9 protein-coding genes are annotated in these 12836 nt (G+C 40.5%); 4 read left to right on the top strand and 5 right to left on the bottom strand.

Annotated elements, in window-relative coordinates; translation table 11 throughout:
* Positions 1–44 precede the first annotated feature (44 nt).
* Positions 45–2534, top strand: coding sequence for an AsmA family protein (locus SLH46_RS14190; protein WP_320281866.1), 2490 nt, complete (start codon positions 45–47; stop codon positions 2532–2534).
* A 179-nt stretch (positions 2535–2713) separates the two neighbouring features.
* Positions 2714–3517, top strand: a complete 804-nt coding sequence (locus SLH46_RS14185; protein WP_320281865.1) for an SDR family oxidoreductase — start codon at positions 2714–2716, stop codon at positions 3515–3517.
* Between the two features lie 141 nt (positions 3518–3658).
* Here SLH46_RS14185 and ahpF read toward each other — a convergent pair whose 3' ends face one another.
* Complete coding sequence (gene ahpF, locus SLH46_RS14180) at positions 3659–5218, bottom strand: alkyl hydroperoxide reductase subunit F (RefSeq protein ID WP_320281864.1); 1560 nt, start codon at positions 5216–5218, stop codon at positions 3659–3661.
* 66 nt (positions 5219–5284) lie between these two features.
* Positions 5285–5848, bottom strand: a complete 564-nt coding sequence (ahpC, locus tag SLH46_RS14175) for an alkyl hydroperoxide reductase subunit C (RefSeq protein WP_320281863.1) — start codon at positions 5846–5848, stop codon at positions 5285–5287.
* A 122-nt stretch (positions 5849–5970) separates the two neighbouring features.
* Between ahpC and SLH46_RS14170 the strand changes: the two genes are divergently transcribed.
* Complete coding sequence (locus SLH46_RS14170) at positions 5971–6894, top strand: hydrogen peroxide-inducible genes activator (protein WP_320281862.1); 924 nt, start codon at positions 5971–5973, stop codon at positions 6892–6894.
* Positions 6895–6965: 71 nt separating this feature from the next.
* Here SLH46_RS14170 and rocD read toward each other — a convergent pair whose 3' ends face one another.
* The 3 genes from rocD to SLH46_RS14155 all read right to left on the bottom strand — a co-directional run bounded on the left by rocD (position 6966) and on the right by SLH46_RS14155 (position 11395).
* The gene (gene rocD, locus SLH46_RS14165; protein WP_320281861.1) at positions 6966–8189 is read right to left on the bottom strand and encodes an ornithine--oxo-acid transaminase; all 1224 of its coding nucleotides are present in this window, start codon (positions 8187–8189) and stop codon (positions 6966–6968) included.
* A gap of 129 nt (positions 8190–8318) precedes the next feature.
* On the bottom strand, positions 8319–10373 hold the full coding sequence (locus SLH46_RS14160) for a BatA domain-containing protein (RefSeq protein ID WP_320281860.1): 2055 nt from the start codon (positions 10371–10373) through the stop codon (positions 8319–8321).
* Between the two features lie 44 nt (positions 10374–10417).
* The gene (locus SLH46_RS14155) at positions 10418–11395 is read right to left on the bottom strand and encodes an isoaspartyl peptidase/L-asparaginase family protein (RefSeq protein WP_320281859.1); all 978 of its coding nucleotides are present in this window, start codon (positions 11393–11395) and stop codon (positions 10418–10420) included.
* A 76-nt stretch (positions 11396–11471) separates the two neighbouring features.
* On the opposite strand from SLH46_RS14155, the gene SLH46_RS14150 reads away from it, so the two are divergent.
* On the top strand, positions 11472–12470 hold the full coding sequence (locus SLH46_RS14150) for a MerR family transcriptional regulator (protein WP_320281858.1): 999 nt from the start codon (positions 11472–11474) through the stop codon (positions 12468–12470).
* Positions 12471–12836: the final 366 nt, after the last annotated feature.

Raw genomic sequence — 12836 nt, 5'->3', positions numbered from 1 at the left:
TAAACGTTCTAAAGATGTATTTTTGAATAAGTAAACAGAAATCTATGAAGCGAATTATTATAATCATACTCATCGTAATTGTAGTGCTTTTTGGAGCGGTTTTGGCAATTCCGGTGTTCTTCAAACAAAATATTTTAAGCACTGCAAAAACTACCCTCAATAAAAAATTGAATGCCGAGGTAGAGTTTGCCGATCTGAAACTGTCGTTGTTCAAAAATTTTCCAAACGTAACGATTGATCTGCAGGACGTGATGATTAAAGGAAAAGGGGAGTTTGCGCAGGATACGTTGCTGAATGTGCCTCGTATTGCAGCTACAATGAATTTGTCATCACTTTTTAGTTCCGATCGCAGTATCGAAGAGATTCTTCTCGAAAAACCGTCGCTGAATCTGGTTGTTGCAGAGTCAGGGAATGTGAACTGGGATGTGGCGCCGGCTTCCGATTCGGCCAAAAAGGAAAATACAAGTTCTTCTGAAAAAGAGGAGTTTCAACTGGCTCTTGAAAAAATTGAGGTGAACAACGCGCGTCTGATCTACAACGATAAATTGGCTAAAATGCGTGCAGATCTCGAAGACATTAACCTTGTTATTTCGGGCGAAATGTTTGGAAATACTACCCAGCTGAACATTGGAGGAGTGGTTCGCGATCTTTCTTATTCAATGGAAGGAATTACTTATGTTTCGAATACTTCACTGGATTTGAAGACTTTGCTTGACGTTGATTTTGAGTCGATGATTTTTACGATCGTCGAAAGTGAGTTGATGGTAAACCGTTTGCCGCTTGAATTGAGCGGCGATTTCAGCGTACCCAACGATACTACTTTTCTGAATCTGCAACTACAAACAAAAGCATCGGATTTTGAGAACTTTTTGGCGCTGGTGCCCAAAGATTACGAGGAATATTTAAAAGAAATTACAACAACCGGTTCGGCGACTATTTCGGGAGGAGTTTCGGGTTATTATATTGATGAGGATTATCCGAAAATTGATCTGCAGGTTAAAGTTGATAACGGCCATTTTAAATATGCCGAAATGCCCGAGGAAATCAAAAATATCAGTGCCGAAATGCTGATCGGCAAACCACAAGGCGATCTCGATCTGCTAAAAATAAACATCAATAAAGCACATGCTGAAATTCGTAATAATCCGGTTGATTTGACTTTGAAAATATCGAATCCGGTTAGCGATCCCTTATTTGACGGCGCATTCGTTGGCAAAATAAATCTCGATCATTTAAAAGACGCACTGCCAATGGATAGCGTAAATATGTCGGGAATTATCGATGCGAATTTGTTTGCCAAAGGTCGTTATTCGGATGTTGAGGCAGAGGCTTACGATAAAATAAAATCGGATGGTGTTGTGCTGTTGAACAACTTTGTTTACGACACGCCCGATCTTACTCAGCAGATCGTAATTCCATCTGGGCAACTGGACTTTTCGCCGCAAAATATCAACCTTGGAAACTTTACACTGAAGGTAGGTGAAAGCGATTTCCGTTTATCGGGAAAAGTGAGTAACTACCTGAATTATGTGATGAAAGACGGCGTGTTAAAAGGGAATCTGCAGCTGAATTCAAACTACGTAAACCTAAACCAGTTGCTTCTTTTGCAGGTGATGGAAGAAGAGGCTGCACAAAGTTCAGAAACAACGGCGGAGGAGCAGGAACTGGAAACGCTGGCTTTTGATGTGCCGGAAAATATCGATATCACATTTCGTTCAACAATAAACAGGGCCGTTTTTAACCGGATTCCGATTACCGCGGTTAAAGGCGAAGTTAGGGCTGTTAACAAAAAGTTGGTTCTCGACGGACTCGACATGAATATGCTGGGCGGAAAAATGACTTTGAACGGAGCTTACGAAAATACAGAGCAAAACCAGCCGCTGTTCGATCTGGGTTTTGATATTGCGGGTTTCGATATTCCAACCATGTACCACACGGTTGCGGGTTTCAGAAAACTTATTCCTGGCGCGGGCAACAGTACCGGAAAATTAAGCACAAGTCTGGGAATGAAAGGGCAACTAAGTCCGCAAATGGGCCTAATTGCTGCATCAACAAACGGAAAAGGATCATTTACTACCAGTAATGTTGAGATTAAAGATTCGCCACTATTTAACCAGCTGAGTGGAATTCTGAAAAAGGAAAAACTTAAGAATGTAACCATCGGTGATTTTACGGCAAACCTAACGGTTGAAGACGGTAACCTTTTGTTACGTCCGTTTACTACAAAAGTGATCGGGCAGGAAACTACCATTAGCGGAAGTTTAAATGCTGAAAGTTTGCTCGATATGCGATTGGATTTTAATGTTCAGCGCGAAATGTTTGGTCCCGATATTCAGAAAATTCTTGCGGTGTTGCCCGGAAATGAAAAGATTACCATGCTACCGGCCGGAGTTGTTCTGAAAGGTCCGGTTGGAGATGCTAAAGTAAATCTTGATCTTAGCGCTACACAAAAAGCTGTTACCGATGCCACAAAAGATGATTTGAAAAATTCATTGAATAAATTGGGCGAGGGGCTTAAAAAACTATTCAAGTAGATATTTCTGTTGATGGGTTAATGACAGCTTGTGTGACTAATTTCTCAAAATTCATTTTTATTTATTCTGCGGTAATTTGTTGTATAATATTTGGCAATCCACTATTAACAACAGAAAAATGCGTATTTTGCAGCGCAATTAACTGGAATACCGAACAGACTTATCAATTGGTATATTAAATGGCAGACAAAGTAGTTGTAATAACCGGAGCTTCGTCAGGAATAGGAAAAGCATTGGCCGTAAAGTATGCAGCAGAGGGCTATAACCTTGTGTTGGCTGCACGTAGAATTGAGCGTTTGGAAGCGCTAAAAGAACGACTTTCGAATGTTGAAGTACTGCCGGTACAAACGGATGTATCCATTGAAGAGGATTGCAAACATTTGATCGAAAAGGCAGTCGAGAAATTCGGAAAAATCAATATTCTTATTAATAATGCGGGAATTTCGATGCGCGCCGCACTCGAAAATGTGGAAACCGAAGTTTTAAGAAGAGTGATGGACGTGAATTATTGGGGTACAGTTTATTGCACTAAATATGCACTTCCGCATCTGCTTGAACAAAAAGGTTCGGTGGTTGGCGTGATTTCAACCGGTGGTTATATAGGGCTTCCGGGACGTACAGGTTATTCGTCTTCGAAATTTGCAGTACGTGGATTCCTTGATACTTTGCGGGTAGAATACCTGCGTGCCGGCTTACATGTATTGGTTGTGGCACCTGGTTTTACGGCTTCCGAAATCCGGGAAACGGCGCTGGTTGCCGACGGAAGTCAGCAAGGAAAAACACCACGTAACGAAAATAAAATGATGTCGGCCGAGCGTTGCGCGTCAATAATGTATCGAGCCATTAAAAACCGCCGGCGTAAAATGATCGTCTCTTTCTGGGATGGAAAAGTAATTGTTTTGGTGGCAAAACTCTGGGCCTGGGTAGTCGATCAGATTCTTTACACTGTTTTCAAAAACGAACCCGATTCGCCGCTGAAATAGTTTCTAGCTTCGAGTTACGAGCTTCGAGTATTGAGCATCCTTTTTCAATTTAACAGTTTAGCAGTTTCACAATTATCTACAGCAAAAAAAATCCCGACAAAATGCCGGGATAAATCAAAAACGAAAATGTATGTATCACTGTTAATTCTGAACCAGCTTATTTTTAATCTTGTCTTCAAAGGCTGATAGGGCAGCTTTCGATCCTTCGCCCATTGCAATTACAATTTGTTTGTATGGAACCACCGAAACATCACCGGCAGCATAAACTCCTGCTTGTTTTGTCCGGCAATGTGCGTCAATTTCAATTTCACCCATGCGGTTGGTATCAACCACTTCAGCGAAAACTTTACTGTTGGCTTGTAGTCCGATCTGAACAAATACACCATCAGTGGTAATTGTTTCTGTTTCCTCAGTTTCTCTGTTTTTAAATTCCAATGCGGTAACTTTGTTGCCATCGCCATTGATGGCCATAGTTTGCGCACTGGTCAGAATTTTTACATTCGGTAATATTTTTAGTTTGTCTTGCAGTACCTGGTCGCCTTTCAGCTCGTCCATAAACTCAATCACAGTAACTTCCGATGCGATTGACGAAAGGTCGATGGCCGCTTCCAAACCTGAGTTTCCTCCGCCAACTACAACAACTTTTTTGCCTTTGTAGAACGGCCCGTCGCAGTGTGTACAGAATGCGACTCCGGAACCGATGTATTCGTTTTCGCCGGGAACGCCCAAACGTCTCCAGCTGGCACCGGTTGCAATAATCAGGGCAGGGGTTTTAAACGTTTCTTTTAACGAAGTTTGAACTTCTTTAATGCCGTCCTTGACGCTTACATTTTCAACGCGACGGTTTTCAAGCACATCAATCGGGTAGTCTTTTAAGTGGCTCATTAAATCAGCCGAAAGTGCTGCTCCCGTAGTTTTTGGTACCGAAATCATATTCTCAATAGAAACAGTTTCGTTTACCTGACCGCCAACTTTTTCGGCAACCAATGCAACAGAAAATCCTTTTCGTGCCGAGTAAACTGCAGCAGAAACTCCGGCAGGTCCACCACCAACAACTACTACGTCGTACTCTTTTTCAACTGGGGCAGTTTCAATTGGCTCTGAGCCAACTTTTTCTTCCAGTTTTGCCAGCAATTCACCTATTGAAGAGCGACCAACATGCAATTGTTCTCCATTGGCATAAACCGTTGGAACGGCTTGAATTCCGAGCGTTTCAACTTCTTCTTTATTAATTTGACCGTCGATAATTTCGTGACGAATGTTTGGATTAATCAGCGTTAAAACATTCAATGCCTGAACTACTTCAGGGCAATTGGTACAGCTTAATGAAATGTAGCTTTTTACCACAATCTCACCTTTTAATCCTTTAATTTGGTTGGCAACCGCTTCGTCGGGCAGGTTTTTACCAATACCATCGAGGTTTAAAATTGCGGTTAACAACGATGGAAATTCGTGTCCGTTTGGTATTGCACGAAACACAATGTTTGTGGGTGTGTTGTTTTTTAGAATAGTAAATTCCAGCTCTTTTCCAGCTTCAACAGTAACATTAATTTTTTCTGAGGTTGATGCTACATCATCCAACAAGCCAATTAACTGGTCTTTGTCGGGATGAGAATCTGCAACTGCAACCTGAAAGGTATAATCGTTTTTTAACGGGCTGAAAACTTCTTGTAATTTATCTTTTATGGCTTGTTGTAACATGACTTTGGTTTTTTGGAGGAGCAGCTAAAATGCTGCTCCTGATTTTTAAGTTTTTTTGAGCTTTTTTTAGATCACACCCACAAGGTCGATGCTTGGCTCTAATGTTTTTTGTCCTTCTTCCCATTTTGCAGGGCAAACTTCCGATGGATTTTCAGCAACAAACTGAAGTGCTTTCAAACGACGAAGTAATTCGTCTGCGTTTCTTCCAACGTTTCCGGCAACAACTTCGTAAGCTACAATCTCGCCTTGTGGGTTTACAATAAAAGTTCCACGCTCAGCTAAACCTGCTTCTTCAATCATTACCTCAAAACCGCGTGATAATACGCCTGTTGGGTCAGCCAACATTGGGTAGTTGATTTTTTTGATTGTTTCTGAAGTGTCGTGCCATGCTTTGTGAACAAAGTGGGTATCAGTAGAAACTGAGTATATTTCGCAACCGGTAGCTTTAAATTCTTCATACTTGTTTGCCAGGTCTTCCAATTCGGTTGGACACACGAATGTGAAATCGGCAGGGTAGAAGAAAAAGATCGACCATTTACCCAAAACATCTTCTTTTTTTACTGTTTTGAAATCGTTGTTTGCGAAAGCTTGTACTTCAAAATCTACTACTTGTTTTCCAATTTGTGACATAATTTTTTCTTTTAATATTTAACTTAATTGAGTTTCTCTCTTATTTCTGTGGCAAACATAATGCTAGCTTTTATATCAATCAAACAGATAAAATGTATATTTGTATTGATAAAATCAATATCATGACATTGCAACAATTGGAATATATTCTGGCGGTGAATAAATACAGGCATTTTGTTACTGCATCGAAACAATGTGGGGTTACACAGCCTACGTTAAGCACCATGATACAAAAGTTAGAAGCCGAGCTGGAAGTTGATATTTTCGACAGGTCGAAACATCCGATACAGCCTACTGCGCTTGGCGAAAAAATTATTGAACAGGCCGAGCGTTCGTTAAAAGAGATTTGGAAAATTGGAGAACTGGTATGGAATGAAACGGATTCGTTAACCGGTAAATTACACATGGGAGTAATTCCAACACTTGCCAACTACCTGGTACCTCGTTTTATAAAAACGTTTGGAGAAAATTGTGCTTCGGTACAACTTTCTATTTCGGAAATGAATACTGCAACATTAATTCGAATGTTAAAAAAGGATAAGGTAGATATGTTTATTGCCGCAACGCCGCTTGGAGAACCCGATTTTCTGGAAATTCCTTTATTCTACGAACGGTTTTATGCCTATTTCGCTGCAGATCATCCGCTAAAAGATGTTCCGCTTAACCCGTCGAATATGCCACAAGAAAAATTGTGGGTATTGGAAGAAGGACATTGTTTGCGCGACCAGGTTTTTAATTTCTGTACCACTAAAATGCCATACAACCAGGTTTTTGAGGCAGGCAGTATCGATACGTTGGTTAGAATTGTTGATCTGAACGGCGGATATACTTTAATCCCGGAATTACATTTACCCATGTTGAGTGAAGAGCAGCGGAAAAATGTTCGGGAAATTAATGATCCGCCTGCCATCCGCGAAGTGTCGATCGTTATCCACAAAAACTTTGTGAAAGAGCGGATATTAAATGAAGTGGGGGAGGCATTTAAAACCATCATTCCGGACGAAATGATTGATGAGCGCTTGAAGAAGTTTGCAATTCGATTGTAAATATATTCAGAGTCCGGGGCTGTATAAATAACGTAAAAACAGCCCCGGACTTTTTATTTACAATAAGCTAATTAAACTTCAAATTCTTTCAGTGTGGCTTTGATGATATCAATTGCTTCCATCAATTGTTCTTCGGTAATTACCAACGGTGGTGTAAACCGAATAATATGCTCATGCGTTGGTTTGGCAATCAATCCGTTTTCTTTTAAAGCCAGGCAAACGTCCCAGGCAGTATTGCCGTTGGTTGGTTTTATGGCAACGGCATTCAGTAGTCCTTTTCCTCGCACAATTTCAATTAACGGCGAATCTATGGCACGCATTTCTTTGCGGAAAACTTTTCCTAGGCGTTCTGCATTTTCAATCAGTCCTTCTTCCTGAATGACATCGAGGGCCGCCATAGCCACTTTCCCGGCAATTGGATTTCCTCCGTAGGTACTTCCGTGTTCTCCGGGTTTTATGGTCAGCATAATTTCGTCGTCGGCAAGTACACACGAAACCGGGTAAAATCCACCGGAAACGGCTTTCCCAAGCACCAAAATATCAGGGCGAACATCTTCATGATCGCAAGCCAGCATTTTTCCTGTACGCGCTATCCCGGTTTGTATTTCGTCGGCCACAAACAACACATTGTATTTTTTACACAGCTCACTGGCTTTTTTCAGATAGCCATCTTCAGGAACATAAACTCCTGCTTCGGCCTGAATCGGCTCAACAAGAAATCCTGCCACATTCGGATCCAGCAACTCTTGTCCCAATCGATCAACATCGTTGTAAGGAATATTTACAAATCCCGGCGTGTACGGACCATAATGGCTGTATGCATCCGGATCGCTCGACATAGAAATGATGGTAATTGTTCGTCCGTGGAAATTGCCGTCGCAAACCACAATTTTGGCTTCGTTGGTCGGTATTCCTTTTACTTTGTAGGCCCATTTACGAATCAGTTTTAAAGCTGTTTCGTCAGCCTCGGCACCCGAGTTCATCGGCAACATTTTATCGTATCCAAACAGTTTGGTCATGTATTCTTCCCATTCGCCCAAAACGTCGTTGTAAAACGCCCGCGAAGTCAATGCCAGTGTTTGTGCCTGATCTGTCAAGGCTTTTAGAATTTTCGGATGAGAATGTCCCTGGTTTACCGCCGAATAGGCTGCCAGAAAATCGAAATATCTTTTCCCCTCAACATCCCACACAAAAACACCTTCTCCTTTTGAGAGTACAACCGGTAGCGGATGGTAATTGTGAGCGCCAAATTTATCTTCTTTGGCCATGTAGTCTGCAGAACTCAGTTTAGTCATAATCTGTTGTTTAATTTTAATGCAGAAATACGATTTTTGGATTGAAAAAGCAACCGACCGAGTGGTGTTAAAAAGCAGTGAGAATTATCAGCAAATCAGTTTTGTTGCCTTTTATTTGTACTGAACTTGTTATTTCCAGAAGCGTGCGATTAAAACTTCCGCAAGGATAAAAAAGAGCGCCAGTAACAAGCACCATTTCCATAATTGTCGACCGTTTTGAATATCGTTAAAAATTTCGGCGAAATTGCTTTCAACATCTTCAATAACAGTGGCATTTGTTAGTTGGGCATCTTGCAGGCGGCTTTCAATTTCGTTGTTGTTTAAATATCGAAGGTCGGATTCCAAACGATCGAAATTAAAGGCCATCGACGCCACAATTTGATCATCGTTTTTAATGAGGTAATGACCGTCGGAAGTAATCTGCTCGCCAAATTCAAGACGGACACTTCGTCCTGAAATTGTTTTTGCCGGAATAAAACGTTCTCCTGTTTTTGGCTGCTCGATTTCGATTGGCGAGTTAAGATCTAATTTCAGGTTTCGCGGAAGATTTATAAAGTTGTTTTTACCAACTATAAACGAAATTTCCTGTTTAGGTAAACTGTTTAAAACGATGTTGTACAATGTTGGAACAAAAAGCACATCGCGTGCAAACGATTCGTTTTGCTCCGAAAGCGGAAAGGCAAATACCCAAACTTTACCATCCTGGTAATTTAATTGCGAAAGGGCTTTATCTCCGTTTTGGAATGCCAGCAAGGTGTTCTCGTCGGTTTGCGATGAGCCGGCAAAACGATAGTGTCCGTTAATTTGTGGCAACACCGGATTTTTCTCACGTTTTGTAAAAACGTCAGCGTAAAACTTATTCTCGTAATCAATGCTTGAAATCTCTTGTTCTGTTGAGTCAATACGAACAATCCGGTTGGCATTAAAAGTAGCCAGCAGGTTATTATTCGCCGTTAAATCGGTCTTGAATTTAGGGAACAAAACCACTGAGGTTCCGCTGCGAATGATGCTTTCCAACTCGTTTAACAATCCGCTTGAAAAGTTGTCGATGTTCAGCAGAAAGATGGTGTTGTAATCAACCAGACGATTAACCTGCAGATTCTGGCTGTTCATTTCATCCAACTGCACATAGTCGTCGTTGTTAAACAATGCACTTAAATAATTAAGCCCTTCCTTCGAGTCGTTTTCATTGCTGTATAGTGCAAGCGCCTTAAGTTGCGGCTCAACAAAATAGCTGATGTACCAGTTGTTATCGTGCGTAAAAGGGTAGTCAGTAATTTCAATTTTTCCCAGCTGTGGTCCGCTTCCGGTGTTGTTATATTTCAGGTTGGCCACAATTTCGTTTTGGGCTTCAACCGAAAAATTGGTAATCGATTTAATCGAGTCGTTCAGGAACAGTTTCAGCGGCAGGTTTTGGTAATTCTGATTTGAGCTGTTTTTAATGCGAACAAACATATTTTCTTCCTGCCCCAAACGGTGTGCTGGGTACTCAACCCAACACGAATCGATGTAAAGGTTAGCCACTTCGTTGGGAACCAGAGGAATGTAATAACTGAAAATTTCCGGAGTCGCGAAATTGTTAATGTCGCTTATACTCCGCTGAAAATCAGAAATAAAATAGAGATTTTTATCTGCTTCTGCATCGTTGTTTTCGCTCGCATAACGATTATAAATCAACGACATCGGCACAACATTCGGACTTGCCTGAATACCCGAAACCTGCTGAATAAATTGTTCTCTATTAAAAATGTGCTGATGTTTTGGCAGCAGGTCGTTGGTAAACAGTCTGAATTTTGTGCCCGGAGGGTAGGCCATACAAATTTCAAGTGCTTTGTTTCGTGCAACCTCGAGCAACTGGCCTTGTTCCGACAGCGCATTCATCGAAAACGAGTTGTCGACATAAACAGCAACCAATTGCGTGCTTTGTTTTTGCGCATTGTTATTCGTCGGAATAAATGGACGTGCAAAAGCAAACACCAGAAAAATAATGGTGAGAATTCGTGCTGCCAGAATAAGCAATTGTTTTAACCTCGATTTCTTTTTCGACTCCGTTTTAATATCTTTCAAGAAACTGACATTGCTGAAATAAACGGTTTTGTATCGTTTAAAACTAAACAAATGAATAATTACCGGTATGGCAATTACCAGAAGTGCGAATAAGAATGTTGGATAAAGAAATTTCATGCCGGTTGTTGCTGTGCCTGCCTGAGCTTAAACAGCGGATTCAATTACTCGTTTTCAAAAATAGCTATTTCCTTTTCGCCATTTGATTTTATGTATCCACGGAACATTCCGCTGGTATTAAATTCCATGGCAATATTACCTTTGGCGTCAACAGCAATAACACCTCCGGTGCCGTTCAGTTCGCTCAGCTTATCAATTTCTTTTCTACAGGCGTCAGTAACGCTAAGGTTTTGGTATTCCATCATCGCCGAAATGTCGCGTGCAAATCCCAAACGGATGTAATATTCGCCATGACCTGTACACGAAATGGCGCATGTTTTATTGTTTGCATAGGTTCCGGCACCAATAATAGGTGAATCGCCAATACGACCGTATTTTTTGTTGGTCATACCACCTGTTGATGTTCCTGCACACAAATTACCATGTGTGTCGAGTACAGCACAACCAACCGTCCCTGTGTTATCTTTGTTTGTTCGCTCGCGTTCGTGTTTTAACAAGCTTTGCAACGACTGGTAACGGCGTTCAGTGTAAAAATATTTATTAGGTACGATTTCAAGCCCTTGTTGTTTGGCAAATTCCGAAGCTCCTTTTCCGCTCAACATCACGTGTTCCGAGTTGTCCATCACTTCGCGTGCCGCATTAATCGGGTTTTTAATATCCTGAACTCCGGCAACAGCTCCGGCATTCATTGTTTTACCTTCCATAATTGAGGCATCCAGTTCGTTAACGCCATCGTGTGTAAAAACAGCACCTTTTCCGGCATTAAAAAGCGGAGAGTTTTCCATTACGTTAATGACTTTAACAACCACGTCGGTGGCGGTGGCACCGTCTTTTAGTAGTTGTTCGCCGAGTTGAAGCGCTTCATTTAACTTGGCTTTGTATTCAGCTCGCGCTTCTTCATTCATTTTTTCTTTCGACATAACTCCGGCACCGCCATGGATAACAATAGCATAGTTTTGAGCGATTGCCGATAAAATTGTTGAAAGAAAAATTAGTGTAATAAACAGAGTTCTTTTGATCATCGTGTGCAATTTTTATTTACAAAAATGGAATAAAATTTAGAATCCATCGCATTCACAGAACATTCTTTTAAAAGAAATGTCAACAGGCGTAAAATTTGTTTTGTTTATTATTTATATATTTAAGATTAAACAAAAATACACCGGACAACGTTTTAGGATTAGTTTTAATACGCACGACAATATAATTCGCTTTAAAATGAAAACAGAAGGCTATTCAATCAAGGATTTAGAGACCTTATCAGGAATAAAGGCACACACGATACGGATATGGGAGAAAAGGTATGATTTACTAAACCCCGAACGGACCGAAACGAACATCAGGTATTATACCGACGATGATTTGAAACGCATGTTAAACGTATCGCTACTGGTGCGTAATGGGTATAAAATATCGAAAGTTGCTACCTGGAATGAAGAAGCTATTAAACAAACAGTGCTTGATGTAGCCCATTCAAAAAATTCGGAAGAAGGTTATATCGATCAGCTTTTACTTTTTATGGTAAATTTTGATAATGTTGGTTTTACTGCGTTGGTAAACGAAATTATTGAAAAACATGGTATTGAAGTGGCGGTTCAGCGAATATTTTTTGCATTGTTCGAACGTATAGGAACCTTCTGGCAGGTAGGATCTATTTTCCCGGCTCAAGAACATTACATCACTAATTTTATACGCCAGAAATTAATAGCGGCAATTGATGCGCTTGGTATAACAGGCCAAAAAGGAAAGACAATTTTGTTTTATCTGCCAGAAGAAGAATTACACGAATTAAGTTTGTTGTTTTATTCGTATCTGGCGGCGAATTCAGGATACAATGTTATTTATCTGGGGCAGTTGGTACCATTTGCCGATTTGGAAAAACTACGATCGCATGTGGAATTGGATTATATATTTACCGCTTTTATCAGCCCGATTTTGAAAGAGGACCTGGAAGATTATCTTGAAAGATTAAAGGCCTTGTACCGCCAACAGATGGTATTTATTACCGGCCGACAGGTGCATGAGCACTCACCTAAATTGCCGCGAAACTTTAAACTGGTTAAAGATTATCGGGAATTTAAGAAATACCTTGGATAAACAATCTGATTCAATCGGGATAATGATTTTTATGCTTTCCGGTAGCAAAAAAATGTAGATAGACCAGAAAAAACAATAACATAATCAGAATGGCTATTGATGTGTAAATGATAATGCTGTAAATCTTTTGATTATCGAAAGCCACCGGAAATACCAGAACCACTGTTGTCAGAATTATTACTACCCCTACAACTGTCCCCACATTATTTTTAAAACTTTTCATTTTTCCTCCCTAAACACTTATACAATTTACGAAAAAGATCAACTTGAGTCAATCAATTATCGGTTTATAAATCAGTATTTTATCACCAACATATTAACAATGCTGTTTTAATCGTTAGCAGCTATAAAACCTCCGCAAAAATC

Source organism: Draconibacterium sp. IB214405 (assembly GCF_033963885.1).
Taxonomy (GTDB): Bacteria; Bacteroidota; Bacteroidia; order Bacteroidales; family Prolixibacteraceae; genus Draconibacterium.
The sequence above is the reverse complement of the archived record's forward strand: the minus strand, read 5'-3'. Positions and strand labels throughout refer to the sequence as shown.

Coding starts and splice junctions, on each gene's coding strand:
- SLH46_RS14160 (WP_320281860.1), bottom strand. CDS start 10,373: ATGAAATTTCTTTATCCAACATTCTTATTCGCACTTCTGGTAATTGCC.
- ahpF (WP_320281864.1), bottom strand. CDS start 5,218: ATGTTACAACAAGCCATAAAAGATAAATTACAAGAAGTTTTCAGCCCG.
- ahpC (WP_320281863.1), bottom strand. CDS start 5,848: ATGTCACAAATTGGAAAACAAGTAGTAGATTTTGAAGTACAAGCTTTC.
- SLH46_RS14185 (WP_320281865.1), top strand. CDS start 2,714: ATGGCAGACAAAGTAGTTGTAATAACCGGAGCTTCGTCAGGAATAGGA.
- rocD (WP_320281861.1), bottom strand. CDS start 8,189: ATGACTAAACTGAGTTCTGCAGACTACATGGCCAAAGAAGATAAATTT.
- SLH46_RS14170 (WP_320281862.1), top strand. CDS start 5,971: ATGACATTGCAACAATTGGAATATATTCTGGCGGTGAATAAATACAGG.
- SLH46_RS14155 (WP_320281859.1), bottom strand. CDS start 11,395: ATGATCAAAAGAACTCTGTTTATTACACTAATTTTTCTTTCAACAATT.
- SLH46_RS14150 (WP_320281858.1), top strand. CDS start 11,472: ATGTCAACAGGCGTAAAATTTGTTTTGTTTATTATTTATATATTTAAG.
- SLH46_RS14190 (WP_320281866.1), top strand. CDS start 45: ATGAAGCGAATTATTATAATCATACTCATCGTAATTGTAGTGCTTTTT.